Origin of the sequence: Caballeronia sp. LjRoot34 (assembly GCF_964253815.1) — a bacterium.
GTDB lineage: Bacteria > Pseudomonadota > Gammaproteobacteria > Burkholderiales > Burkholderiaceae > Caballeronia.
Genome location: NZ_CAXUSB020000002.1, coordinates 526,102 through 551,225, shown reverse-complemented (window position 1 = coordinate 551,225; position 25,124 = coordinate 526,102). Strand labels below are relative to the sequence as shown.

Below are 25,124 nucleotides of genomic sequence, written 5' to 3'. Positions count from 1 at the left end.
ATGCCGGTGCTGTACGCCTGCATCGGAACTGACTTGCATGCTCAGCATCGGGTGCTCGTGCTTTAGCGCCTCACTCTGGTCTCATGCAAGACGGTTGCTTATAGTGCAATGCAACCGTCGCCACCCTCAGCTACCGCGAAACATCGGCTTGCGTTTGCCATGAAACGCTTCCACACCTTCACGAAAATCGTCCGATGTGCGCAGCCGGCTATAGCTGTGCCCTTCGAGTTCGATAGCGATCGAGAGCGGTGCATCTTCCGTGTCGTTGAGCAGTTTCTTGGCTGTGCGTTGTGCGAGCGGTGAGAACGCGCGCAGTTCATCGACGAGTGAATCAGTCGTGGCTTCCAGCTGCGCATCCGCTACGCACTCCACCGCGATACCCCACTCATACGCCTGCTTGCCGGGAATCCGGCGCGAGCGCATCACAATGTCCTTGGTCCTGCCAATGCCCACCATTTGCTGCAGACGCGCCGATCCACCCGATCCGGGGATCTGGCCGAGCTTCTGCTCCGGCAGCGCGTAGAAAGTCGTGTCGGTCGCAATGCGGAAGTCGCAAGCGAGCGACAACTCGAAGCCCACGCCGAAGCAGAAGCCGCGATTCGCCGCAATCACCGGCTTCGAGCAGCGAGCGGGCGCCGCGATATTCCACGCCAGTTTCGACACATGTTCCGGCGATGCTTCAAGGAAACCCTTGATGTCGCCGCCGCTCGAAAAATGCTCGCCGTTGGCGCGAACCACGATCACACGCACGCGGTCATCTTCGTCGAGTGCTTCGAACGCCGCGCGCAACTGGTCGCGTGCGTGCATCGAAATGACGTTGAACGGCGGACGATGCAAAATGATGTCGGCGCGCTCGCGTTTTTCATCGATTTCGATCGAGAAGCCGTCCAGGTCCTGCAACAGCGTCTGGCCGCGATGGGTCAAGTCGGTCATCGGTTACTCCTTCGTTGTTTCGGTAGGGTTGTTCGTGGTGTCGATGTCATATTCACCGGCAGACAATTTGCGGCGCAGGATCTTGCCGACGGGCGACTTCGGAATGTCGTCGACGAAAACGTAGTCGCGCGGACGCTTGAAATTCACGAGATCCGACTCGCGGCACCAGGCATCGAGCGCACCGGAATCGATGTAATCACGGCGCTTGATGAACGCGACCACGCGCTGTCCCCAGCGCTCGTCCTTCACGCCCGCGACCGCCACTTCGTCCACGGCGGGATGCAGCGACAACACTGATTCAATATCCACTGGCGAGATGTTTTCTCCGCCGCTGATGATCATGTCGTCCACCCGGCCGCTCACGAAGAGGTCACCGTCCTGATCGAAAAAACCGGTGTCGCCGGTGAAGTACCAGCCATCGCGCAGGGACTTCGCATTCGCGTCCGGACGATTCCAATAACCTTCAAATGCTTCGTCGCCAAGCAGGTCCGCAATGATCTGGCCTTCCTCGTGCACGGCCGCGAAATCGCTCGGCGAGGCGGCATCCAACTTCACCACGCGCAGCCGCGTGTTGATGCCCGCACGGCCTGCGCTGCCCGGTTTGCGCGTGGCGTCCTGGTCGATGCTGAACGTGTACACCTCGGAAGAACCATAGTGGTTCACGAACAGTTCGGGCTTGAATGCGGCGGACAGACGCTTCAGCAGGCCATCGCTCATGGGTGCGCCCGCGAAACCAAGCTTCGTCACCGAACCTATGCTTGCATTTGCAAAGCCGGGCGCGGCCAGCAGGTCGTGATAAAGCGTGGGCACGAGATACAGACACGTGAGCTCGAACGCGCCAATCGATTCCAGCGCCAGTGCGGCGTTCCAGCGCCGCACGCAAACGAACAGGCCGTCGACCAGCGCCATGGCGAGCAGCGAACGCACGCCCATCGTGTGATACAGCGGCATGACGCCGAGCGTGCGCTCGCCGTAGCGGTACAGGTTCTGTGCGACGTGCGCTAGCGCTGCAGCGCGCTCATGCCGGTGGCGGCGCGGCACGCCCTTTGCCTTGCCCGTCGTCCCGGAGGTATAGAGGATCAGCGAGATGTCGTCGGCTGTGGCTTCTGTCGTGACGCTCGCTGCCTGTCCGCTCAGCAACGCATCGAACGAAATCGTGCCGCGTGCATCGTCCAGTGCGATACGCGGCAGCCTCTGCGCCGCCTCGCTTGCATAAACCGCATCGGCGGAAACCGGTTCGAACACGACCGCTTTCGCGCCCGCATCGGTCACGCAATAGTCGAGTTCGTCGGGCTTCGCGCGCCAGTTCAATGGCGTCATGACAATGCCAGCAAACTGGCAGGCCCAATGCAAGGTCGCCATTTCCCAGCGGTTTTGCAGCACTACGAGCAAGCGGTCGCCGCGTGCGAGACCCAGCTCGCGCAAACCACCGGCCGCCTTGAGGATGGTGTCGTGCCACTGCGCGTAAGTCAGCCTGATGTCGCCATCCACGAGGGCAAGCGTGTTGGGGCTGCGTTCAACGCTTTGCAAAAAAGTCCGGCCGAGATCAAGCATGTTCCGGCTCCTTCTTGCTGCGCTCGTTCTTCTGGTTACGCAAAGCTGCCACATCAAGCACTGCCGCCACGATCGGCGTGTAGCCCGTACACCGGCACAGATGGCCCGACAGCATCTCGCGTACTTGCGTTTCGGTCGGGTCGGGTACACGCTTCAGATAGTCCGCGCACGACATGAGAATGCCCGCCGTGCAAAAGCCGCACTGCAATGCGTGATGACGCTGGAACGCCCGTTGCAGATCGCCCAGCGTCTGGTCGGGCGCGAGACCTTCAACCGTGTCCACACGGCGGCCCTCCACCTGCACCGCGAGCATCAGGCACGACCGGGCCGCCACGCCGTCCACTTGCACAGTGCACGCACCGCATACGCCATGTTCACATCCCACGTGCGTGCCGGTCGCGCCCAGTTCATGACGCACGAAATCGGACAACAGGTCGCGCGATTCGCAATAGCCCGTACGCTCTCGTCCGTTGAGCGTCAAGGTGATACGCCTGCGCTCGCCCCGCGCAAGCGTGGTCGATAATGTCTTGCTCACTTCGCCTCCTCTATCACGCGCCATCCAAGTTGCCGCACCAGATGGCGTCTATACGTTGCGCTGACATGGGTGTCGTCCTGCGCATTCAGCTTCCAGCTCAAGTCGTTCAGCGCGCCACGCAAGTCATCGCCGTGCAGCCTTGGCCATTGCTCGACCACCGGCCGGTCCGCTACGCCGCCCACGGCGATCCTGATCGATGTATCAGTGACCACGGCGGCGCACGCGACCATCGCGAAGTCGCCGTGGCGGGCAGAGAATTCGGTAAACGCATATCGCTCGCCGGCTCGCTTCAGCGGGAACCGCACACCTTCAACCAGTTCGTCGGGTTCACGCGCGGTCATCAACATGCCCTGGAAAAAATCTTCCGCCTTGAGCACGCGCTTGCGTTTCTTCGATCGCAACATGACGTTGCCGCCGAGCACCGAGAGCACCAGCGGCAACTCCGCGCTGGGGTCGGCATGAGCGATCGAACCGCATACGGTGCCGCGATTGCGGATCTGAAAATGCGAGATGTGCGGGAACGCGAGCGCGAGCAAGGGGACTTCGTTCTGCAGCGACGGCCGCCATTCCACGCTGCCTTGCGTGGCGGCAGCGTTCACTACAAGAGAATCGTGGTCAATGCTCACGCGGTCGAGTTCCTCGGTGCGCGAGATATCGACCAGTACCCGCGGTTGTGCAAGCCGCATGTTCAGTACGGCCATCAGCGACTGACCGCCTGCGAGAATGCGTGCTTCTTCGCCGGTTTGCGCTAGGGCCTCGAGCGCGTCGTGCGTGGAAAAGGCGCGCAGATAATCGAATGGCGCCGGCTTCATGACTTCCTCCTGAAGCGCGCAACGAGCCTGCCGAGCCACGAAGCGCCACTCTTCACGGGCTTGCCCGCCGCCTGACGTCCCAGCGATTCAAACAGTTGGCGCAACACGACCTTCGCCGCGCCTTCAAGCATCCGTCCGCCTACCGCTGCGACCTTGCCCGATACCTGTGCCTCGTAGTCGTAGGTGAGCCGCGTGCCGGTACCAACGGGCGTGAGTTCCACGAGACCATTGCCGCGCGCGCTGCCAAGCGACGACATGCCCGCGCCTGCGAGACGCAACCGGTGCGGCGGATCGAGATCGGACAGCGTGATCTCCGCTTCGAAGCGCGCCTTGATCATCCCGACGCCCACGGTTACATCGGCGCGATACGCGTTCTCGCCCTTCGCTTCGAGCGCATGACAACCGGGGATCACCTTGGCGAGCGCGTTCGGATCGAGCAGTACCGCGAAGATCGCTTCCGGCGATGCGGCAAGATCCACGCTGCCTTGCGCGGTCAGTGCCTTGCCGCCGGGCAAGACCGGCTTCTTCTGCTGCGTCTCCCGGAACTCGGGCCGCGATGGCTCCGGGTCATCGATACCGACCAGCGCCATCACCTTCGAAGGCGTGAGCGGCAAACGGATGTCATCTACACCGAGCGCGTCGGCCACTGCATTCGCCACGCACGGCGGCGTGCTCATGTTGTTGCCTTCGCCCAGCCCCTTGGCGCCAAGAGGCGTGAAAGGCGATGGCGTCTCCAGATGAATGATCATCGGATCGGGCACTTCGCAGGTGGTCGGCATCAGGTAATCGGCTAGCGTGCCTGACTGAAAACTGCCGTCGGAACCGTAACGAAACTCTTCCATCAGCGCCGCACCGAGCCCCTGCGCGAACGCGCCGCGAATCTGGCCGTCGGCGAGTGCGGGATTCAGCAACGTGCCGGCATCGTGTGCGGTCACATAGCGGTCGATCCGCACGCGCCCGGTTGCACGCTCCACTTCCACGCCGCACATATCGAAGGCAAAACCATAGGCCGCCGATGTATTGATGCGGTCCTGCTCGTCGGGCGCGTCCATGTTTTCCGGCGTCCAGAACACCGTCTCGCGCAGACCTGGTTCTTCGCCTTCAGGCAGCAACGCAGGCGCCCAATGCGGGGCGTTGCTGGCCACGCGGCCGAAGGGCATTGCGCGGGTTTCGTCGCCTGCTTTGTAGATGCGTCCGCCTTCGAAACGGATATCGTCCGGCTTGCATTTAAGCTGCGCTGAAACAATCCGCGCCAGCTTGTCGCGAACGCGCATGGCCGCGAGATGTACCGTGCCGGCGACAGCTCCCGCAAAGCGGCTTGAATAATTTCCCGCCGCCACCGACCACGCGTCCTTGTAGGTATCGAACTCCACGTTCACCACGATCTCGTGCGGCGCGAGCCCGAGCACGTCCGCCACCACTTGCGCGCACACGGTCATGTGCCCCTGCCCCGCCGGCGTCGACGCCACTGTCACCACCACGCCGCCAAGCAGGTCGACGCTGACTGTCGCGCTCGCAATCGCACCGCTCTTAGGTCCTGCCTTCTTGCGTGCTTCGGCGGGCATCACCGTCGTGATGTAACCCATGTTCGATACCGACGGCTCAACGATCGCCGCAAAGCCGATGCCGTACAAACGGCCTTCCTTGCGCGCAGCTTCCCGGCGTGCCTTGAGCTCGTCGTAACCGCCCTCCGCGAGCGAGCGTTTCAACGCTTCCTGATAATTGCCCGAGTCCAGTAATGCGCCGGCCGCGGCACGATAAGGGAAGGCATCGGCGGGAACAAAATTGCGCCGGTACACGTCCAGCACATCCTGCTTCAGCTCGATCGCGATGCGTTGCATCAGGCGCTCGAGCGCGAAATAAACCTGAGGACCGCCGAAACCGCGTACGAGTCCCGTAGGCGTCTTGTTGGTCAGCACAACCCTATTCCGCACCAGCAGCCCGGGAATGGCGTAGGCGCCCGTTAAACAGCCGTGCATGCGATAAAACGTGGCAGGCTCAGGCGCGCGCAGATAACCGCCGCAATCCTCGATCTGGTCGTAGTTGAGCGCGGTGATCCGGCCATCGTTTTCCACGGCCGCTTCGAGCGTGGTCAGCCGCGCCGTGGCCGAGGTCGCCGCGCTCAGGTGTTCAAGCCGGTCTTCCACGTATTTCACCGGCGCGTTCGCCTTGCGCGAGGCCAGGCACATCAGCACCACGTACGGGAACACGGCCTGCTTCACGCCGAAGCTGCCGCCCGAATCGCGCGGCGCCTTGTGACGCAAACGGTTAGCCGGCACGTTCAGCGCGAGCGCCATCACTGCGTGCAGCGAGAACGGCCCCATGAAGTTCGAGGTAACCTCATAACCTTCGTCGCCGGAAAGGTACTCGGCCACGACCACGGCGCATTCGATCGGCGCACAGGTATTGCGCGGATAGTGCGCTTCCAGCTTCACGCGATGCGGCGCGTTCCTGAATGCCGCTTCGGGCTCGCCGTAGCGAAAACTGCGGTCGCTGATCACGTTGGTCTGGACGTTCGGATGCAGCACCGGCGCATCGCTTTTGAGCGCGCCTTCTATCGATGTCACGGGGTCGAGCGTCTTGTATTCCACCTTGATCAGGTCGAGTGCGTCCTCGGCCAGCGCACGCGTTTCTGCCATCACGACCGCAACCGGTTCGCCGACATAGCGCACGCGATCGGTCGCAAGCGCCCACTGCTCCATCTTCGACTTCACGCCGACCACGAACGGGCGCGACCACGCAGCGAGGTCGTCACGCGTCAGTACCGCCCGCACGCCTTCGCATGCGAGCGCAGCGGTGGTATCGATGAAAATCAGTTCGGCATGAGCATGCGGTGAGCGCAGGACGGCCGCGTGCAGCGTTCCTGGCTTGATACCCAGGTCGTCGCCATATCGGCCGCGGCCAGTCAGGATGGCGGGGTCTTCGAAACGTTCGTACGACTTCCCAACATGTTTTGTTTTGGGCTTCACCGGCTGCGCCAGCGCCTCTTGCACCACGGGTGCATCTTGCACCTCGTGCGCTATTTCGACCGCCTCAGACGCGCGCGCGTCGATACCGGCGAAACCGGTTGGTTCGCGCTGGTTCATTCGTCTGCTCCTTCGTCGCGTCGCGCGCCGAACTCATCGGCAAGACCACTCCATCGCCGGGCTATTTCACGGTGCTCGATGCTGAACAGATCGAGAATCCGGCCGACGGTATGGTCAACGACGTCTTCGATAGTCTTGGGATGCGCGTAGAACGCCGGGACCGGCGGCATGACGATCGCGCCCATCTCGGTCGCCATCGTCATGTTGCGCAAGTGCGCGAGATTGAGCGGTGTTTCGCGCGCCACCAGCACAAGACGGCGGCGCTCTTTCAGCATGACGTCGGCTGCGCGCGTGAGCAGGTTATCGGCAAAACCATTCGCCACTGCGGCCAGCGTTTTCATCGAACAGGGAGCCACGACCATGCCGCTGGTCACGAACGAACCGCTCGCAATCGACGCGCCGACATCACGAACGTTATGCACGACATCGGCCAGCCCATCGAGATCATGGCGCGTAAGCCCGAGCTCCTGCGCCGCCGTCACCGCACCCGACGCCGACACGATCAGATGCGTCTCGTGCGTGCCGATCCGGCGCAACGCGGCAAGCAACCGCACGCCGATCACAGCGCCGCTCGCCCCCGAGATGCCGACGACCAGACGCGGTTTTTGATCGGCGCTCATTACTTCGCGCTCAGGTAGGTGTCGAAGCCGTCGTTATCGGGAGCAACGAGCGCGTCGAGATCGACCGCGTCGTAGCCGGGAATCCGCACGCGGGTGAACACATGGCCCGAATAGACCACCGGCCGCGTGGCGTCGAGACCCATCTTCGCGCTGATGCCCTGCAGATGCGGGGGGGCATCGTCGGGATGACCCACGGTCGTCGACGGGTCCAGCGGCGACCCTTGCGCGCCTTCGATCAACACAAGATCGTGGTCCGCCTGGAAACGCGTGGCGATCGCCCATTCAATTTCGGCGGGATCATGAATGTCCACGTCGGTGTCCACCACCACGACCTGCTTGATGTCGTAATGCGCGCCGAATGCACACAGGATCACGTTCTTCGCTTCGCCCTCGCGCTTCTTCGCGAGCTGCACCCACAGGTGATATCGACATACGCCACCCACTGAAAGATGCACGTCGGTCACACCCGGATGACTGCGTTGAAGGTGCGATAAAAGCGTCGCCTCGCGCGGAATCCCGCCGAGCAACAAGTGCTCCATTTCGGCTGGCACGATGGTGTGATAGACCGGCTTCTGCCTATGCGTAACCGCCGTCACCTCGATCACTTCACGCGCTTCCCGCGCGCTGTAATACTTCGGAAACTCACCGAACGGACCTTCCGCTTCGCGCACGTCCGGCAGGATGCGGCCTTCGATCACGATCTCCGCGAACGCCGGTACGCGCACTTCGTTCGTCACGCATTTAACGACCGGCAAGGGCGTGCCGTGTAATGCGCCGGCAATCTCCAGCTCGTCGAAATCGATCGGAGAAATGGCCTGGGACGCGAGCATGGTCAGCGGATCAACGCCGATTGCGACAGCAATATCGAGCGCATCGCCAGCGGCTTCGGCTGCCTTCTGGAACGCATGAAGATGGCGCGGCAGCAGCAGGATCGCCATGCGGTCGCGGGCGTGAACCTGGATACGATTGATCGAAACGTTCTGTACGCCAGTGCGGGGGTTTCGTGCAATCACGAGACCTGCGGTGATGTACGGACCGTTGTCATGTTCGCTATGGGTGGGGATCGGCAGCAGCGCGTGAAGGTCGATACCGCTGGTATGCACGACTTGCTGGCAAGCGGCTTGCGCGGCGGGCACTTCTTTCCATGGCAGTGGATGATCCGCTGCATCGCGGAAACGTTGCAACAGATCTTTTTCGGCCACGCCCATGGCCTCGGCAATCCACGCGCGCCTGGACATAAAGCCGCTGACCACCGGCATGTCGTGTCCACCGGGGGCGAGGAATACTGCCGCTTGCTTGCCGTCGAGCCGCTTCGCCACGGCCGCGAGCTCGTGTTTCAGCGCGACCGGTTTGGCGATGGTCGCGACGCGTCCTGTGGCGGAGAGGTGGGCGAGCCAGCCACGCAGCGACAATACGTCGAAGGATTGGCGGGCAAGTGGGGTTGTTGCTGGGCCGTTCGTCGCGGCGTCACGTTGGTTCATCTGCGTCTCCATCATTTCTGAAATGAAGCGTAGCGACAACGCGATATAACTTCTAATACTGTTTTTTGATGTTCTCGATCAGTGGTCGTGATATCCGTATTTGCCCTGATGTAAGTCTTTCGTTAGTGGATTATCAATACCATAGGACTTGGGCGCGGTACCCTCTGACCGCACGTGTGATAAATAGCGGCTGCTTCATTAGATCTATTGATAGCCTGGCCGCCGGGCCATTCTCTTTACGAGCCGACCTGCATGGACCTGAAGCAGATTCAGTATTTCATCGCCCTGTTCGAGGACGGCTCCGTCACGCGCGCAGCCAAGCGGCTGAACATCGTGCAACCCGCCTTGAGCATGCAGATCGCCAAGCTGGAGGACGAACTGCATCAACAGCTCTTTGAACGCGGGGCACACGGCATGGCGCCCACCGCGGCGGGACGCCTGATGTACCGCCTCTTCCTGCCGATCGTGCGGGACCTCGCACACGCGCGCCAGCAACTGGTGCAGCGTGACGAAGTGGTGACGGGGCACGTATCGATCGGCTTGATTGCGTCGGTGACGGAGAGCGTGCTGGCGGATTCATTGTCGCGGTTTCACGCTCGTTATCCGCATGTGGAAGTCACCGTGTCCGACGGTTACAGCGCGACGTTTATCGACTGGGTATCGGGCGGACAACTCGATGCCGCGCTGATCAACAAACCTCGGGCGCGCCTGTCACTCGACTCGCAGCCCTTGCTCGATGAAGAGATGGTGCTCGTCACCAGTGCCGTGCATGGTCCTGACCTGCCGCATGCCATCGATCTTGCGCAGCTTCCTGAACTCGAACTGGTGTTGCCCACGAAGCGCCATGGCTTGCGCGGCGTACTCGATACCGCCGCCCAGCACGAAGACGTACTACTCGCACCACGTTTCGAGATCGATGTGCTGAGCACGATCGTCAGGCTGGTCGAAAGCACGCGCTTTGCGACGATCCTTCCGCGCATCGTGGTGGAGCGCGCGGTGCGGCTCGGCACGCTGCGCGCCTATCCCATTCTCGCGCCGAGAATCGTGCGCCATATTGTGCGGATCAGCCATCCACGGCGCCCATTGAGCGCGGCTGCCGAAGCGCTGATTGCAATCATCGCCGACGAATTGCGGCTCGTCTCCAGCGAGTCGACGATGGAGGCGCGAGCATGACCCCGGCCCTTCTTTACCGCTCTTCAAGCACCGAGAGAATATTGCCCGCCGGGTCCTTGAACCAGGCAATCACCGGGCCTTCGGGGCCGCGGCAGATCCCTTTGGCATCGGTCTTGAGACTCGGCATGTCGTAGTGTTCGAACTTCACGCCGCGCGCGCTCAGTGTGTCGACTGCGTGGTCCACGCTATCGACCGGGAAGTTCAGTACGGTGTATGTCGCCGGCGCATGATCGGGCTTGGGATAGACCAGTACGTTGTTGCCGCCCGCCAGATGCAGCTTGAGAATGCCCATGGGATCGCTCGTCACTTCGATGCCCAATGTCTCGCTGTAAAACGCCTTCGCTTCAGCGAGATCCTTCACCGCGAAGCCGCTGAACGCCGGGCTGTCTTTCAATAGCGTTTGCATTGTTTGCTCCTTTCAGTTTGTGCAAGTCATGCGTCCGGCCACGACGCGCGCAATTCCCTGACCGGCCGCACTTCCACCCCGCCCAAGCGAACGACGGGGAATCCTGACGCGATGCGCATCGCTTCATTCATGTCACGTGCCTCAATCAGGACGAAACCACCTACCTGCTCCTTGGTCTCCGCGAACGGACCGTCCGTAATCGAAACATCCTCGCCACGGACCCTGAGCGTGACCGCTTCCCTGGCGGAGTGCAGCGCCTGCGCCGCAATGAGCTGGCGGGTTTCGCGCAGACGCTCATCGTATGCCAGGGATTCATCGACTAGCGCGTCGTACTGGCGTTTCGACAGATCGTCGAGCACGCGTTCGTCAAAGACAATGAGGCACAGGAATTTCATCGATGTCTCCGCTTAGGGGTGGCTTCACCCTGTAGACGCATGAGCAGGGTCGAAATCGACGGAAAGCGGGTGCAAAAAAGTATCGAAATGTAACGAATGGGATTGGAGTGCATGACCCGCTTTGCGCCGGGGCGAACTCTCATGCGGCGATGTGCGGGATGCCCGGAGGGGGGCGTGTCTGTTAATCTGCGCCTTTCTTTCCGCCGACAAGACTTCGAACCATGCAACAGGATCTCCCTTTCAACGAACGAGGTATTACGTTTGCCCGCGCTGGCCTGAGTGCGTCGGGTCAGTTGTTTCCGCTACGCGATTTACTCGGGGCAACGGTGGTGATGGTGCCGCGGCAGAAGCCCTTGCCGATTACGCTGGGTGTGATCGGTTTGATCGTCGCGGTGACGGGTGGAATTCTCGGTTCAGGGCCGGCGTTGCTGCTGGGCGTGATGATTGCGGTAGTGGGATATTTGTCGTGGATTACGCAGGATGTGATCTACAGGATGTACGTCACGACGCCGGCAGGCGAACGTGAGGTGTTCACGACGAAGGACGAGGAGTTTGCGCAGCGCGTGGCGAAGCTGGTGCGCGAGGGCATTCCGGCGGTAGCCACGTCGGCGCCTATTTAACGGTTTCTTTACGCGGACCGCGGCGATCCATGCCCGTTGTTAATGCGTGGCTCGCTAAAGTGGTGCTGTTCCCACCACCGCCCGTCGCGAGACGGTGCAACATCCGATGCTTCAGGCAAGCGTTGTTTCCCCGGTCCGTTCCTCTTCTGTTCCTGTGGCCAAGCCGTTCGTGCGGGCCACGCGAAAGTTTCACACGGTAGTCGCGTTCGATCTCATCCTGCCGGGGCTTGACTCTAGCGGGCCACGCCGCGTTTTGCAGAAGGCGCTGGGGGGTGAGGCTCGCATGCAGGTGGTGGCGACCGATCGCCGGCATGAATGCGTCACGTTGCACGTTGAAGTGCCTTCGCGGACGTTGAATGATGTGATTGGGGTGGTGACTTCCCGGTTTGAGCAGGCGACCTTGGGGCATGCGACGACGTTCACGCTGCGGCAATAAAGTGGTTGGTTTCGCTCGCGCCAGGGTTGGCTTTGCTCGCGCCGGTGGACGGGGTTTTGAGGGGCCCGGTGCGCTGGTTCTTAAGGTTAGCGGTCAGGGTTGGCGCTGGATTTCCAGGTTCCAGGGTTAGTGGGTGGGGTCAGTGCCAGGTTGCTAGGTTCTGGGGTTAGCGGTCGGAGTCAATGCCGGGTTGGTGCTTTCGGCCTTAGTGGTCTGCCTGAGTCGGATTTTCTCTTTATCACTATTAGCCACTGTGCGTGGCGGCACGTCATTTCTTTGTCCAAAGGTAACTAGTCAGCCGCTAAAGGCGAAGGGACGTGGCCAGCGAAGCTAAGAGCGAGCGCGGCCATGAGTGGGCGGCGTTGTTTGCGCAGGGTAGCCAGATACGATCGGATGGTGCAAAACGCCTGAAGTCCGCTCGCTGTGCGGAAGCATCCCGAGACTTTTTGTTTGAGCTTGGGCATGCGGATATCGCGTTCGGCCTGGTTATTGTCGAACGGCACGCGATGGTCGGCCACGAAACGCCACACTTGCGCGGTATGACGCTCCAGGCGCCCCAGCAGATTGTAGGCTTCGCTTTGTTTGATTCTGCCGCGCACATCTTCACGCGTGGGGTCGCGCGCTTGTTGCGGGTTGAGCTTGCGGCCTTCTCTGATCAGGGCGCGGCTGCGTCGCCGATAGTAGTTGGTGCGCGTGCGGCTCAAGCCCGTGCGGCCGCAGGCAATGCTGTCATCGACCTCGCGCTTGGCCTGGCGCAGCAGCTTGAGCATGTGTTCGGCCCAGGGCTGCTGGGTGGATTCCCACACCCCGATCAACTCGCGCAGATGATGCGCGTTGCATAACGCATGCTCGCACTCGTAGTAGGAGTAAGGCACCCAGCCATCGTGCACTGCGATCCCGGTAAATGAGGGCAGGATACCGAAACTGTCCAGTGCTTCGCGCCCACGCGTGCGGTGCGAGCCATACCACGTCAGCGCCTGGGTCGAGGCCGTGTGCAGCCAGTGCAGGGTACGTCCCACGCGCATGCCGGTTTCATCGAAATGCACGACCGGCGCGCTTTGCAGCGCTTGCCCAATGAGTTCAACGGCCGGACTCAACATCCGTGCCGCTTGCGTGATGCAGTTTTGCACCGTGCCCGAACTCATGCTCAGGCCAAACAGGTCGCGCAACGCCTGCGAGGTACGCTCCAGGGGCAACTGCTGATATTGCGTCAGATAGACCGCCGCCGCCTGGATCTGGCTGCCGTACTGCACCGCCTGGCTTACGCCTTTGGGAAACTCGGCCCGATGTAATTGGCCGCAGCCGCATTGCGCCCGCTCCACGCGATGGGCTGTCACCTCAAACCGGATCACCGGCAAATCGATGACCTGGCGCTCTTCGGCCAGCACTGAAATGCGATCGGGCATGATTTCTTTCCCGCAGTTATCACATACCCGACTCACGCGATGAATCTCAACGTGATCTGGCTGCGCCACGCGTTTGAGTGTCTTGCCCTCATGACCTGGCTGAGCGCCTGGCATGGCGCCGCTCGCCGTGCGCTGCGACTTGGGTTTGGGTTTGCGCTTCAAGCCATCCGAGGACGGTGGCTTGCTTGAGTTGTGGCTGTCCTTCTCCAGCTTCGCTTCAATCTCATTCAGACGCCTCACCAACTCAATGATGAGCGCGTCTTTCTGCTCGTCCGTTAGATTTTTAAGGTTGGGCACTAATGTCATCTCCGAATCATGCCGAGCTTCGCAGCAGTTTACAAGTGCTGACTAGTTACGTCCAAAGCGACAAAGAAACGAAGCAAAGAAAACGCTTTAACCGCTCTACCCTAAGTGTCCACAGCGTGCAGTTTTCATTCATAGGTGCCCCAAAAGCACGGTGCTCGCCAGAGCCACGGATGTTTGAACCCCTCCTTCTCGCGAATCCTGACACGAACACGCTTCGCCCCGTACGCTCTCGGGCAAGCACATTTGCTAAGGAACCCGCACGGCCTTACAGGTATTTACGGCTACGGTTCTGACGAATTAGCTACCAGTTCTGTGCGACCGTATTCATTCGCCACAGCTTGATGCGTGTTTGTGTTTACTGCTTCAGTTTTTGTGAATTTGGCTGCGCGTTCTGTACAGCTATTTTCGTCGGTTATGCCCGCCCGCATCTTTGCGGCCTCGTTTCCAGCAGGGTTGGCGACGTGGTTCGAGACGCATACTGATTTGGAGGGAGGTTATCCGCGGATAGCGCGGAGTGCTCCTTGGGCAGGTTCAATCACTGGTGGCGAAGCGTGTTGGTATCGGTGTTCGGAGAAGGAGGGGTTCACACATCCTTCGCTCTGGCGAGCACCGTGCTTTTGGGGCACCTATGAATCAAAACTGCACGCTGTGGACACTTAGGGTAGCGTGGTTGAAAGCGCTTTCTTTGCTTCGTTTCTTTGTCGCTTTGGACAAAGAAATGACGTGCCGCCACGCACAGTGGCTAATAGTGATAAAGAGAATATCCGACTCTCGCAGACCACCACGGCCGAAAGCACCAACCCGGCATAGACCCTGACCACTAACCCCAGAACCGACCAACCCGGCACTGACCCCAACCACTAACCCCAGAACCGACCACCCCGGCACTGACCCCGACCACTAACGCCGAAAGCACCAACCCCTGACAACCGAGCCCCCCTCGCACCATCCCCCCCAAAACCCGTCCACCGGCGCGAGCAAAAACTAAACAACTAAAGGCTCAACATGCCAAATATGCCTGGCATACTCCGCAATCGTCCGGTCTGACGAAAAAATCCCCATCCCCGCGACATTTTCAATCGCACTGCGCGTCCACGCTTCCTTATCGAGGAATTTCGCATCGACGTCCGCCTGAGCTTTGTCGAAACTCTCAAAATCCGCCAACACCATGTAATGGTCGCCCCAATCCACCAGCGTATGAAAAATGTCATAGAACCGATGCGGCTGGTCCGGCGAAAAATGCCCAAGGCGAATCTGATCGAGCGCCAACTTCAGTTCAGGATTCTCCTCGTAAATATGCCGCGGCCGGTATCCCGTCGCCCGCAACGCATCAATCTCTTCAGTCGAGTGCCCAAAGATAAACATGTTCTCGCGCCCAACGGCGTCGCAAATCTCAATGTTCGCGCCATCCAGCGTGCCAATGGTCAATGCCCCGTTCAACGCGAGCTTCATATTGCCCGTACCCGACGCTTCAGTCCCCGCCATCGAAATCTGCTGCGATAAATCCGCTGCCGGAATGATCAGTTCCGCCACGCTCACACCATAGTTCGGAATGAAACCGACCTTCAACCGGTCACCAATCAACGGATCGTTGTTAACCTTCTCCGCCACGTCGTTGATCAACTTGATGATCGTCTTGGCCATCTTGTACGCCGACGCCGCCTTGCCAGCGAACATCACCACACGCGGTGTCCACGCCTTCTCCGGCTGCTCGCGAATCCGGTTGTACCGCACAATCACATGCAGGATGTTAAGCAACTGCCGCTTGTATTCGTGAATGCGCTTGACCTGCAAATCGAACAGCGCATTCGGGTCGATAATCGCCCCCGTCTCCAGCTTCGCACGCGCGGCGAGCCGTACCTTGCTCGCGAACTTCGCATCGTGAAAGGCTTTGGTGAATTCAGGGTCATCGCGCCATTCACGCAGCCGGGCCAGCTCGAACAAATCAGTCCGCCAGCGCGGTCCAAGCCGTTCATCGATCAACGACGACAGCTTCGGACTCGCCTGCGACAACCACCGCCGCGGCGTAATGCCGTTCGTCACGTTCGTGAAACGTTCAGGGTACATGCGCGCGAAATCGGCGAAAATATTTTGCGTCATCAACTGCGAATGCAGCTTCGACACACCATTTACCGTGTGGCTGGCAACAATGGCCAAGTGCGCCATGCGAACACGCCGCTGACCATATTCATCGACGAGAGAAATACGGCGGATCAGGTCCATGTCGCGCCCGAACTTCTCACCCACCTGCTTGAGAAAATCCGCGTTGATGTCGAAGATGATCTCAAGGTGGCGCGGCAACAGTCGCGACAGCATTTCCACGTCCCAGGTTTCCAGCGCCTCGGGCATCAAGGTGTGGTTCGTGTACGAGAACATTTGCTGAATCAGCTTCCACGCCTTGTCCCACGGCAAATGATGCGTATCGACCAGCAAACGCATCAGCTCGGGAATAGCCAGCACCGGATGGGTGTCGTTCAGATGCACCGCCACCTTCTCCGCCAGCCGCCCAAAATGCGTGTGCGTGCGTTGATATCGGCGGATCAGATCCTGCATCGTCGCGGAAACAAAGAAGTATTCCTGGCGCAAACGCAGTTCGCGGCCGGCCTGCGTGGAGTCGTCCGGATACAGCAGACGCGACACATGTTCGGAGGTGTTCTTCGCTTCCACCGAGCGGCGATAATCGCCTTGGTTGAACGCGGACAAGTCGAATTCATCGGTCGCCCGCGCCGACCAGAGGCGCAACGTATTGGTCGCGGTCGTGGCAAAACCGGGGATCACGGTGTCGTACGCCATGGCGTTCACGTGTTCCGTGTCTATCCATTCGGTCCGGTCGCCATGACGTATCGTGCGGCCGCCGAAATGGATCACATAGTTCACTTCCGGCCGCGGAAACTCCCACGGATTACCCGCGCGCAGCCAGTAATCGGGCGTTTCGACCTGATTGCCGTCAACAATGGTCTGCCGGAACATGCCGTATTCATAGCGGATGCCATAGCCAAAACCGGGAATGCCGACGGTCGCCATGGAGTCGAGAAAACACGCGGCAAGGCGGCCAAGGCCACCGTTGCCAAGCGCCGCATCCGGCTCCAGGTTTTCTAACGTATTGAGGTCGATCCCAAGGCCGGCGAGCGCGTCCCGGACTTCGTCGTGAATGCCGAGCGCAAGCAACGCGTTGGTAAAAGTCCTGCCAATCAGGAATTCCATCGACAGGTAGTAGACACGCTTTACATCCTGCTCGTACTGCTGGCGCGTGGTTTTCATCCAGCGCGCCACCAGCCGGTCGCGGACCGCCAGTTCGGCCGCATGGAGCCAGTCGCGCGGCTGCGCGGTGACGGCGTCCTTGCCGACTCCGTACATGAGACGGTTGGAAATGGAGCGCCTGAGCGCATCGACGGTGCTGTTCAGCTGTTCGAATTCCAGGTCGACGGATGTCATCGAACTCTCCAGAAATGCATTGCTGGACAACGCGCTAGGTACGAGCCGCGTTCTGTCAAGCGGGACGGGGCCGGGTGAACAGGCAGGTTACGCTATTTTTATTTTTTTGGGTATTGGCCCCGGCGGCCGTGGAATCGGCACGACATCCGCCGGCGGTCCGTCCTTTTGTCGCATTTCCGTCATCGGGAACAGCGTGACTGATCCGGAAACAGAATTGTTAATTACTTTGGTTTCCTGATCATGGTCGTGTTTAAGCGCGATTTGATGACACCGCGCTGTGCCCTTCCGCAAGCCTTTCGATTAGCTGAATATAGTGGTCGATCGGCGGCGTAACGCGCGCCGGGCGCTTGGCAAGATCATCCCAGCGGCGCAATGAAAGCGCGTCCTGCGCGAAGGGCTTGCGCATGAAATCATCTGCTTCTTCCTTGCTGAAAATGCCGCCTTGCAGTTTCAGGCTACGGACTGAATCCGCTGATAGTGTCGAAAAATAATCGGTATCGATTGCACATAGACAGCGTTTCGCATCCACGTGCAGGCGGATCGGCTCGAGCACGGCATCGCCGAACAGCGGCCGCAGGAAGGGCAGCGCGAAATACTGGTGCAAGTCGTCGATACCCCGCTCGGTCGGCGTCTCGCCTTGGACATTGAGCAAGTGGCCCAGGTCGTGCAAAAACGCCGCGCCAACGAGTGTTTCGTCAGCGCCCGCTTCCTCGGCCAGTGCCGCCGTCTGCAACGCGTGCTGGAGTTGCGTGACGGGTTCACCGCTATAGGCAATGGCGCCGTAGGTATCGAAGAGATACCGGATATCAGTAAGCGTGAGCGCCATGATTCATGCCCAGGGTAGAGAAAAAGTCTTGAGGTTGGTGAAGCTTTTCATCGCTTCCTGCACGCCTTCCTTGTAACCCAGGCCCGAGTCCTTGATGCCACCGAACGGCGTCAACTCGATCCGGTAACCCGGCACTTCCCACACATTCACGGTGCCCACGCGCAGTTCGTTCACGAAGCGCGTGATCAGGTCCGCCCTGTCTGTACATACGCCGGACGACAAACCAAACGCCGTCCCGTTGCTGATACGAATGGCATCATCGATGGTATCGAATTCGATGATCGGAGACACCGGCCCAAAGGTTTCCTCGCGCACCAGCGTCATGGACGGATCAACACGATCAAGCACCGTGGGCGAATACAGCGCGCCATTGCGATGATTGCCGCAGAGCAGCCGCGCACCCTTCAATACTGCTTCGTTTACGCGCGCTTCGAACAACTCAGCGGCGGCCGCGTCGATCACGGTGCCCATCTGGTTCGCGGGATCGAAGGGATCGCCGTGACTCCACGCAAGCGTTTTTTCCACCACGAGTTCCGTGAACCGGGCGGCGACGCCCTTTTGCACGAGCATGCGTTTGACCGCCGTGCAGCGTTGCCCGGAATTCTTGTATGAGCCCTGCACAGCCAGCGTTGCCGCGCGTTCCAGATCGGCGTCGTCGAGCACGATCAGCGGATCGTTGCCGCCGAGCTCCAGCACCACGCGCCGATACCCCGCCCTCGCCGCAATCTCCTTGCCGATTGCCACGCCACCGGTAAAAGTGACGAGGTCAGCGTGCCGGTTCGTCACGAGTTCTTCGGCGATCTCGCGCGGGTCGCCCGTTAAAACCTGCAGCATGGGCGCGGGCAAACCGGCTTCGTACAACACGTCGGCCAAGTAGTAGGCCGACAACGGCACCTTCTCCGACGGCTTCAGGATCACGCGATTGTTCGTTGCAATAGCCGGTGCAAGTTTATGCGCGACCTGATTCATCGGATGATTGAACGGCGTGATCGCGACGATCACACCGGCCAGCGGCTCGCGTTGCGAGAACACGCGGCGGGCCTTGCCGTGCGGGGTAAGGTCGCAGGAAAAACTCTGGCCGTCGTCACGCAACGCTTCCATCGCTGCGAATTTGAGCACGTCCGCCACGCGGCCAATTTCATAACGCGAATCCTGTTTCGACAAACCCGATTCAAGCGAAATAAGATCCGACGCTTCTTCCGTGCGCTCACGCAGTAACCCGGCAGCACGTTCGAGAATCTGCGAGCGTTCATAACGTGTAAGCGTCGAGCGGTAGTTCACCGCGTACTCGAATGCGTCGCGCACGTCATCAACGCTTGCCATCGGCACGGTGCCAACGCGGGTATTCGTGTAAGGATCGAAAACATCGATCGTGCGTGCACGCGCCACGCGCTCACCTTTGAGGCGCAGTTTTTCGACCCGCAGCGCATGCTGCTCAACCGCGAGAACGGCGCTCATGATGCAAGCTCCAGGTGGTTCAATGCGATGTTGAAGACGTCGAAGTTGCGCAAGCGTTTCCCGTCCTGCTTCGGCTCGAAACCATCGGTCGGACGATTGAACAACAAGGGCACTTCCTGCTCGGACACGCCGCCATGCGAGCGCAACGGCACGGTCAATCCCGACAGGTCATGCTCCGCGCGCCGGGTGCCGAGCGCCGTGTTGCGTCCGCTCACGACCACGAGATCCCCCACGCGATCGTTGGGCAATTCAAAGCGCTCACATGCAGCCGCGTTGTCGAGCACGATATCCACGCCCGGCAACTCAGCAATGCGCGCCGCCAACGCTTTCGCATCGACGGAAACCGGCAGGTAGATGGTCGCGAACGAACCAAGCGCCCCGTGGTGGACCACATAGGGATCGGTAATCGGCAGGATCACACGCGCATTCGGAGCGTCCAGCGTTTCATCCAGCCAGTCTTGCAGGTACACCACGTTCGGCTCGCCCGTTGCGGCGTCGTGCTTCGCGTTCATGCCGTGGTCGGCGGTGAGGCCGATCACCGCGCCAAGTTCGTTCAGGCGCGCAAGGTAACCGTCCATCATCGCGTAGAACGCGTTCGCGCCGTCCGTGCCGGGCGCGCATTTATGCTGCACGTAGTCGGTCGTCGAGAGGTACATGAGGTCAAGCTTGCGGGTCTCGGCAAGCCGCACGCCAGCCGCGAACACGAACTCGGAAAGGCCCGCGCTGTACACGTCCGGCACGGGCTTGCCAACCAGTTCAAGTACGTTCTCGATGCCGTTCTCCGCGAGCGTCACCGTGTCCGCCTTCTCCGCCGAGAAACAGATGCCGTCGAGTTGCCAGCCGAGCAGTCGGCGCAGCTTGTCCTTCGCCGTGACCACTGCCACCTTCTCGCCGCGCCGCGCAGCAGCCGCGAGGATCGTGCCGGCGCGAAGGTAGGCCGGGTCGTTCATCATGACTTCGGCACCCTTGCCGCCGTTCGCTTGCGGGTCGAAGAAATAGTTGCCGCAAATGCCGTGCACCGAAGGCGGCACGCCCGTCACGATCGACAAGTTGTTCGGGTTGGTGAACGATGGAATCACGCAGTCGGCTCGGAAAGCGGACCCGCCACGCAGCATCGTGCCGATAAACGGTGCGACACCCGCCGCAACGGCCGCTTCAAGGTAATCGTATTCGCAACCGTCGACGCAGACGACAACAGTCAGCGCGCGCGCCGGACCATAAGCGCGGCCATTAACTTCCATGAGCATTTCGGTGGACGTGGACATGAGCTTCCTTTCCGTGATGAACCAGCGGTTTGCCAGCCCGTTTCGTTGCCATCAGGGCTAAGCGTGTGATTCCATATTTTGATGCACAACGCCAATATTTGCCACATTTTTCGGCGCAAAAAAGTCCCGAAAAATGAGATTTCCGGGAGAACCAGGCTGGATCAGGCCATTCGCCGCCGTGGCACTTTTGCCGCGATCAGCAACAATGCAGCGAGTGAAACGGCCAGCAAGATCAGCGAAAGCGCCGACGCCGGCAAGTAATAACCGCGATTCACCTGCCCGACGACCACAATTGGCACGGTCGCAAAACCCGGCGGATAGACGGTCAATGTCGCGCCCAGTTCGCCCAGCGATAAGGCAAACCCCAGTGCGAGGCTCGCGCGGATCGCGGGGACAAGCTGCGGCAGGACAACACGCGAGAGGACCATCGAAGGCGGCGCGCCGAGACTCGCGGCCGCTTCACGCAAGATCGTGAGTTCGGGGCGCAGCGCGGCGGCTGCACATCGATAACAAAAGGGCAGCACGAGCGCGAGTTGAACCAGCACCACGATTGCCGCCGAGCCCGAGATATCCAGCGGTTTCTTGTGATACGCGATCAGCACCGACAGCCCGAGCACGACGCTCGGCACGCCGTTGGGCATCATCGCGATGGTGTCGACCCACGCGCCCACGCCGCGGCGGTCGCGGCCTTCCAGCGCCAGTGCAAGCCAGAGGCCAAGCACGGTACCCAGCACCGCGACGCCGAAGCCGACTTCCAAGCTTGTAGTCAACGCATCGAAGTCGCTGGAGCCCAAACGTTCGAACCAGCGCATGCTGAAACCATCGGGGAAAATAGTTCCGGACCAGTGTGACGCCACGCTGGACAACGCCACCACGATCACCGGCAACACGAACAGCCAGAAGCACAGCAGCGCGGCAAAAGCCGTGAATGCCCATGCGCCGATCCGCTTCAGCGAATGCGGCTTCGACGTCGTTACGGGCAGCGTGAACTCAGTTGCCATTGCGGCCTCCCGTGCGTCGATTGACTCGTCTATACAGCGCGTACAGCGAGAGCGACATCGCCAGCATCACGACGGCGCCGGCGGCTGCCGTCGGCAAGTCGAGATCGACCGTGGCCGAACTGTAGATCGCCATCGGCAACGTGATCAGATGCGCACTGCCGAGCACCAGCAAGATGCCGAATTCATTGAGCGTCAGCAGGAAACACAGGATCGTGCCCGCTGCAATGCCGGGCCACGCGAGCGGCAAGATGACCTTGAACGCGACCATCCAGCCGCTCGCGCCAAGACTCTTGGCGGCTTCGATCAGGCGCATGTCGAGCGTAGCGAACGACGCGAGCGTGGGCCGTACGACGAACGGCGCGTAGAACACGACCTCCGCCAAAATCACGCCGCCGATACCGAACAGGAAGTTGAGCGGCGGGTCCTGCAGGTTGAAAAGCCGCTGCAATCCAATGCTCACCGAGCCTTGCGAACCATACAAAAAGATCAGCGTGAACGCGACCAGAAACGACGGGAATGCGACGAACAATTCGAGGAACCGGGTGACAAGCTTCGCCCCGGGGAATGGCTTGAAAAACAGCATGGCCGCGAGCAGCACGCCGAGCACTGAAGCGAGTGTCGCACTGCCGAACAAGATGCCGAGCGTCGTGCCGATCACGCCGCTCGTCTCGGGATTGGTGAAAAACGCGGTGTACGCATGCAAGCTCAGGCCGTGCGCGCCGGCCACGCTCAGCCGCAGGAGCTGCACCAGCGGATAGATGACCAGCGGACCCAGCACCACCACGAGAATGAACCACAAATGCCACTGCGCCAGCCGTTCGCGACGCCGCTTGGCGGCGGTATGCGCAACGTCGTCGACTACGTGCTCACTCACTGATAAGGACGACATCGTCAACCTCATGGCGTAGGGAAACGCGCGCGCCCTTGACGGGCATCGGGCCGTGGGCACGCTGCATGGTGACGAGCACGGGTTGATCGGGCAGCGCGTCGAGCATCACCGATACCGACAAGGCTGCGCCGTACCACTCCACCGAAGCGATGGTGCCATGCAGTTGGGCATCGCCCAGCGGTACGATCGAAAGGCACTCGGGACGCACGCATGCAACATGGTCGCGATCGTCGTGACGAGGATCGCCGATGGGGAACATGATGGACGGCGGCAACAGGTTGGCCGCGCCGAGATAGCGCGCGACGAATGCATCCTTCGGGTTGTCGTAGAGTTCGCGCGGCGTGCCGAGTTGCGCAATGCGGCCATCGCGCATCAGCAACGTGCGGTCGGAGAGCACGAGCGCGTCGTCCTGATCGTGCGTGACGCACACGATGGTCAGGTTCGGCAAACGCTCATGCAACGCCTTGAGTTCGGTACGCACGGAGGCGCGCAGGTTGGCATCGAGTGCGGACAGCGGCTCGTCCAGCAGCAGCACGTCCGGCTCGATCACCAGCGCCCGCGCCAACGCCACGCGCTGCTGCATGCCGCCCGACAACTGCGCGGGCATCACGTGCCCCGCGTCGCCGAGTTGCACGAGCTTGAGCGCATCGGCTACGCGCCGTGCGATCTCCCCTGCTTTCAGACGCCGCGCCCGCAGACCGAACGCGACGTTGTCATACACCGACAGATGCGGAAACAGCGCATAACTTTGAAACAGCAAGCCGAGATTGCGCTTGAACGGCGGCACATGCGTGAGATCGCGCCCGGCCACCGTCAACGTCCCCGCCAGCCCGTCCGCCTCGATAAAGCCCGCGATAAACCGCAGCAATGTGGTTTTGCCGCATCCGCTACGGCCAAGCACGGTGAGCAGTTCCCCGCGCTCGATGGTCAGCGACAGGTCATCGAGCACAGTGCGTGTGCCAAAGCGCACGCTCAGGCGGTCAATACGCACGCCGCCGTGCGCGAGCTGATTTGAATCCACGGCGGCGGCGTCGCGAGCGGCCGGAGCCAGCGTCAAAGTGTTCACGATTCGCATCCTTGAGAGCTTGGGGAAAACAGGACGAGCCCGAAGATCAAAGCAGGTTAAAGCTCAGACGCTCAGGACTTCGGCTTGACGACCTCGAGCTGTTTGTCGGAGTTGCCGATCACGTCGTTTTTCCAGCGCGTGGTCCATGCGGCCTTCTTTTCCATCACCTGGTTCCAGTCGACCGGAATCAGCTTCACGCCCGCAATGGCCTGCTTGACCGTCTCGCCGTTCTTACCCGCGAGCGGTACGTCGGTACGTCCCGGAATGCCGTAGATATCCGGCACCTTCGACTGCACTTCCTTCGACATCAGGTAGTCCACCAGCTTCTTGCCTTCCGCCTGGTTCGGGCCGCCCTTGATCAGGCCGATTGCGTAGGGCAACTGGAACGTGGTCGGTGCGTCGCCGGGCTTGGCCGAGAGGAAGATCGGCTTGAGCGACAGGCCGCCGTTGGTTGAGTCGTCCAGGTCCATCTGCAGGTCGCCATTGGCGAACGCGATCTCGTTGCGTGAGAGCAGGACATCGAGATACCCCGTGCCCTTGGTGTGGAATTTCGCGCTCTTTTCCAGATCCTTCAGGTAGTCGAACGCCTTGTCTTCGCCCATCAGCGCGCTCGTCAGGATGATCACGGCCATGCCGTCGCCGGCGGTGGCGGGATTCGAATAGGCGATCTTGCCGCTGAAGTCGGGATGCAGCAGGTCACCAAACGTCTTCGGAGCGGTCTTCGTGATTTCCGGGTTGATCGCGAACGAGAAATAGTTGTTCACGAAGGTCGCCCAGGAACCGTCCGAGGCTTTGGCGATTGCCGGTACGTTCTTGTAGTTGACGCTCTGGTACGGCTGCAGCAAGCCGCTTTGCGACGCTTGCTGAATGAATGGCGGCAGCGTGACGAGCACGTCCGCTTTCGGCGAATCCTTCTCCACCGTCGCGCGATTCACGACTTCCCCGCTACCCGCAATCACGATATTGACCTTCACGCCTTCCTTCTTTTCAAAGGCCGGCAATACATCCTTGTACAGGTTTTCCAGACCATCGGCGCTGTACAGCACGACTGCATCGGCAGCAAAAGCCGGCGCCGGCACGGCACCGGCAAACGCAGCCACGGCCAGCGCCGGCAGCACGCGCTGCGCGACGAAACGGGAAGCGGGAAAGCGATTTTTTGTCATGGTGCTTGTTTCTCCGGGAAGGCGGATACAACCAGGTGGCGTGAAGGTAGACACACATTTTTCCAGGCATCGGCTGGATTCTTTTGGGTCCGATGCGTCGGATGATTCATTGGCGCAGCGTCCTGAATTTCAGTGCGCGAGCAACCCGAACGAAGCATCACAGAACTTCGTGACAGCGACGTGACGATGCCACATTTTTCCAACAAAGAACACATTTCGCCAAAATTCCGCTTAGACTATTTCATGCCTGCCGAACGA

General features: G+C 60.7%; 21 protein-coding genes. 3 read left to right on the top strand and 18 right to left on the bottom strand.

The annotated features are described in order from the left end of the window. Nucleotides 1–126: 126 nt before the first annotated feature. Genes ACSQ36_RS21940 through ACSQ36_RS21910 form a run of 7 tightly spaced genes read right to left on the bottom strand, consistent with a single transcriptional unit; the run spans nt 127 to nt 9,021 of the window. Nucleotides 127–933: an enoyl-CoA hydratase/isomerase family protein gene (locus ACSQ36_RS21940; RefSeq protein ID WP_213761922.1), complete on the bottom strand. Its 807-nt coding sequence runs from the start codon at nt 931–933 to the stop codon at nt 127–129. A 3-nt stretch (nt 934–936) separates the two neighbouring features. Next, the gene (locus tag ACSQ36_RS21935; RefSeq protein ID WP_436183552.1) at nt 937–2,487 is read right to left on the bottom strand and encodes an AMP-binding protein; all 1,551 of its coding nucleotides are present in this window, start codon (nt 2,485–2,487) and stop codon (nt 937–939) included. Further along, nucleotides 2,480–3,022, bottom strand: a complete 543-nt coding sequence (locus tag ACSQ36_RS21930; RefSeq protein ID WP_436183551.1) for a (2Fe-2S)-binding protein — start codon at nt 3,020–3,022, stop codon at nt 2,480–2,482. The genes ACSQ36_RS21935 and ACSQ36_RS21930 overlap by 8 nt, the downstream gene beginning before the upstream one ends. After that, nucleotides 3,019–3,834, bottom strand: a complete 816-nt coding sequence (locus tag ACSQ36_RS21925) for an FAD binding domain-containing protein (RefSeq protein ID WP_436183550.1) — start codon at nt 3,832–3,834, stop codon at nt 3,019–3,021. Before ACSQ36_RS21925 ends, ACSQ36_RS21930 begins: the two co-directional genes overlap by 4 nt. Continuing rightward, entirely contained in the window at nt 3,831–6,920 is a 3,090-nt protein-coding gene (locus tag ACSQ36_RS21920; protein WP_436183549.1) for a xanthine dehydrogenase family protein molybdopterin-binding subunit, read from the bottom strand. The genes ACSQ36_RS21925 and ACSQ36_RS21920 overlap by 4 nt, the downstream gene beginning before the upstream one ends. After that, nucleotides 6,917–7,540: a UbiX family flavin prenyltransferase gene (locus ACSQ36_RS21915; RefSeq protein ID WP_213761917.1), complete on the bottom strand. Its 624-nt coding sequence runs from the start codon at nt 7,538–7,540 to the stop codon at nt 6,917–6,919. Before ACSQ36_RS21915 ends, ACSQ36_RS21920 begins: the two co-directional genes overlap by 4 nt. Beyond that, a complete protein-coding gene (locus ACSQ36_RS21910) occupies nt 7,540–9,021 on the bottom strand; it encodes a UbiD family decarboxylase (protein WP_436183548.1) in 1,482 nt (493 codons plus the stop codon). Before ACSQ36_RS21910 ends, ACSQ36_RS21915 begins: the two co-directional genes overlap by 1 nt. 252 nt (nt 9,022–9,273) lie before the next feature. Here ACSQ36_RS21910 and ACSQ36_RS21905 point away from each other — a divergent pair, with 252 nt between their 5' ends. Continuing rightward, nucleotides 9,274–10,194 carry a LysR family transcriptional regulator gene (locus tag ACSQ36_RS21905; protein WP_436183547.1) on the top strand — a complete coding sequence of 307 codons (921 nt, stop codon included), beginning with the start codon at nt 9,274–9,276 and terminating at the stop codon, nt 10,192–10,194. Nucleotides 10,195–10,207: 13 nt separating this feature from the next. On the opposite strand, the gene ACSQ36_RS21900 is transcribed toward ACSQ36_RS21905, so the two are convergent. After that, nucleotides 10,208–10,600 carry a VOC family protein gene (locus tag ACSQ36_RS21900; protein WP_436183546.1) on the bottom strand — a complete coding sequence of 131 codons (393 nt, stop codon included), beginning with the start codon at nt 10,598–10,600 and terminating at the stop codon, nt 10,208–10,210. A 26-nt stretch (nt 10,601–10,626) separates the two neighbouring features. Further along, the gene (locus ACSQ36_RS21895) at nt 10,627–10,995 is read right to left on the bottom strand and encodes a YciI family protein (RefSeq protein ID WP_436183545.1); all 369 of its coding nucleotides are present in this window, start codon (nt 10,993–10,995) and stop codon (nt 10,627–10,629) included. A gap of 221 nt (nt 10,996–11,216) precedes the next feature. Here ACSQ36_RS21895 and ACSQ36_RS21890 point away from each other — a divergent pair, with 221 nt between their 5' ends. Further along, nucleotides 11,217–11,615 carry a DUF6232 family protein gene (locus ACSQ36_RS21890; RefSeq protein WP_213761912.1) on the top strand — a complete coding sequence of 133 codons (399 nt, stop codon included), beginning with the start codon at nt 11,217–11,219 and terminating at the stop codon, nt 11,613–11,615. A gap of 106 nt (nt 11,616–11,721) precedes the next feature. Beyond that, nucleotides 11,722–12,051: a hypothetical protein gene (locus tag ACSQ36_RS21885; protein WP_436183544.1), complete on the top strand. Its 330-nt coding sequence runs from the start codon at nt 11,722–11,724 to the stop codon at nt 12,049–12,051. 290 nt (nt 12,052–12,341) lie between these two features. Here the strand turns inward: ACSQ36_RS21885 and tnpC are convergent, their stop codons facing one another. From tnpC to phnS, 9 genes are all read right to left on the bottom strand, one after another. Next, nucleotides 12,342–13,754, bottom strand: coding sequence for an IS66 family transposase (tnpC, locus tag ACSQ36_RS21880; RefSeq protein ID WP_436183543.1), 1,413 nt, complete (start codon nt 13,752–13,754; stop codon nt 12,342–12,344). 993 nt (nt 13,755–14,747) lie between these two features. Further along, a complete protein-coding gene (locus ACSQ36_RS21875) occupies nt 14,748–17,198 on the bottom strand; it encodes a glycogen/starch/alpha-glucan phosphorylase (protein WP_213766162.1) in 2,451 nt (816 codons plus the stop codon). Nucleotides 17,199–17,448: 250 nt separating this feature from the next. Next, nucleotides 17,449–18,024: a phosphonate degradation HD-domain oxygenase gene (locus tag ACSQ36_RS21870; RefSeq protein ID WP_436183542.1), complete on the bottom strand. Its 576-nt coding sequence runs from the start codon at nt 18,022–18,024 to the stop codon at nt 17,449–17,451. Between the two features lie 3 nt (nt 18,025–18,027). Next, nucleotides 18,028–19,482 carry a phosphonoacetaldehyde dehydrogenase gene (gene phnY / locus ACSQ36_RS21865; protein WP_436183541.1) on the bottom strand — a complete coding sequence of 485 codons (1,455 nt, stop codon included), beginning with the start codon at nt 19,480–19,482 and terminating at the stop codon, nt 18,028–18,030. Continuing rightward, a complete protein-coding gene (gene phnA, locus ACSQ36_RS21860; RefSeq protein ID WP_436183540.1) occupies nt 19,479–20,747 on the bottom strand; it encodes a phosphonoacetate hydrolase in 1,269 nt (422 codons plus the stop codon). Before phnA ends, phnY begins: the two co-directional genes overlap by 4 nt. A gap of 161 nt (nt 20,748–20,908) precedes the next feature. Further along, entirely contained in the window at nt 20,909–21,748 is an 840-nt protein-coding gene (phnV, locus tag ACSQ36_RS21855) for a 2-aminoethylphosphonate ABC transport system, membrane component PhnV (protein ID WP_255631532.1), read from the bottom strand. After that, a complete protein-coding gene (locus ACSQ36_RS21850; protein WP_436183539.1) occupies nt 21,738–22,637 on the bottom strand; it encodes a 2-aminoethylphosphonate ABC transporter permease subunit in 900 nt (299 codons plus the stop codon). The genes phnV and ACSQ36_RS21850 overlap by 11 nt, the downstream gene beginning before the upstream one ends. Then, complete coding sequence (gene phnT / locus ACSQ36_RS21845; protein ID WP_436183538.1) at nt 22,615–23,703, bottom strand: 2-aminoethylphosphonate ABC transport system ATP-binding subunit PhnT; 1,089 nt, start codon at nt 23,701–23,703, stop codon at nt 22,615–22,617. The genes ACSQ36_RS21850 and phnT overlap by 23 nt, the downstream gene beginning before the upstream one ends. A gap of 71 nt (nt 23,704–23,774) precedes the next feature. After that, entirely contained in the window at nt 23,775–24,866 is a 1,092-nt protein-coding gene (phnS, locus tag ACSQ36_RS21840) for a 2-aminoethylphosphonate ABC transporter substrate-binding protein (RefSeq protein WP_436183537.1), read from the bottom strand. Between the last annotated feature and the right edge of the window lie 258 nt (nt 24,867–25,124).

Excerpts from the sequence above, each read along its gene's own strand:
- phnV (WP_255631532.1), bottom strand. The coding sequence starts at position 21,748 with ATGGCAACTGAGTTCACGCTGCCCGTAACGACGTCGAAGCCGCATTCG.
- ACSQ36_RS21895 (WP_436183545.1), bottom strand. The coding sequence starts at position 10,995 with ATGAAATTCCTGTGCCTCATTGTCTTTGACGAACGCGTGCTCGACGAT.
- ACSQ36_RS21940 (WP_213761922.1), bottom strand. The coding sequence starts at position 933 with ATGACCGACTTGACCCATCGCGGCCAGACGCTGTTGCAGGACCTGGAC.
- phnY (WP_436183541.1), bottom strand. The coding sequence starts at position 19,482 with ATGAGCGCCGTTCTCGCGGTTGAGCAGCATGCGCTGCGGGTCGAAAAA.
- phnA (WP_436183540.1), bottom strand. The coding sequence starts at position 20,747 with ATGTCCACGTCCACCGAAATGCTCATGGAAGTTAATGGCCGCGCTTAT.
- ACSQ36_RS21920 (WP_436183549.1), bottom strand. The coding sequence starts at position 6,920 with ATGAACCAGCGCGAACCAACCGGTTTCGCCGGTATCGACGCGCGCGCG.
- ACSQ36_RS21890 (WP_213761912.1), top strand. The coding sequence starts at position 11,217 with ATGCAACAGGATCTCCCTTTCAACGAACGAGGTATTACGTTTGCCCGC.
- ACSQ36_RS21870 (WP_436183542.1), bottom strand. The coding sequence starts at position 18,024 with ATGGCGCTCACGCTTACTGATATCCGGTATCTCTTCGATACCTACGGC.
- ACSQ36_RS21910 (WP_436183548.1), bottom strand. The coding sequence starts at position 9,021 with ATGAACCAACGTGACGCCGCGACGAACGGCCCAGCAACAACCCCACTT.
- ACSQ36_RS21925 (WP_436183550.1), bottom strand. The coding sequence starts at position 3,834 with ATGAAGCCGGCGCCATTCGATTATCTGCGCGCCTTTTCCACGCACGAC.
- ACSQ36_RS21905 (WP_436183547.1), top strand. The coding sequence starts at position 9,274 with ATGGACCTGAAGCAGATTCAGTATTTCATCGCCCTGTTCGAGGACGGC.
- phnS (WP_436183537.1), bottom strand. The coding sequence starts at position 24,866 with ATGACAAAAAATCGCTTTCCCGCTTCCCGTTTCGTCGCGCAGCGCGTG.
- ACSQ36_RS21900 (WP_436183546.1), bottom strand. The coding sequence starts at position 10,600 with ATGCAAACGCTATTGAAAGACAGCCCGGCGTTCAGCGGCTTCGCGGTG.
- ACSQ36_RS21875 (WP_213766162.1), bottom strand. The coding sequence starts at position 17,198 with ATGACATCCGTCGACCTGGAATTCGAACAGCTGAACAGCACCGTCGAT.
- ACSQ36_RS21935 (WP_436183552.1), bottom strand. The coding sequence starts at position 2,487 with ATGCTTGATCTCGGCCGGACTTTTTTGCAAAGCGTTGAACGCAGCCCC.
- ACSQ36_RS21915 (WP_213761917.1), bottom strand. The coding sequence starts at position 7,540 with ATGAGCGCCGATCAAAAACCGCGTCTGGTCGTCGGCATCTCGGGGGCG.
- ACSQ36_RS21850 (WP_436183539.1), bottom strand. The coding sequence starts at position 22,637 with ATGTCGTCCTTATCAGTGAGTGAGCACGTAGTCGACGACGTTGCGCAT.
- ACSQ36_RS21885 (WP_436183544.1), top strand. The coding sequence starts at position 11,722 with ATGCTTCAGGCAAGCGTTGTTTCCCCGGTCCGTTCCTCTTCTGTTCCT.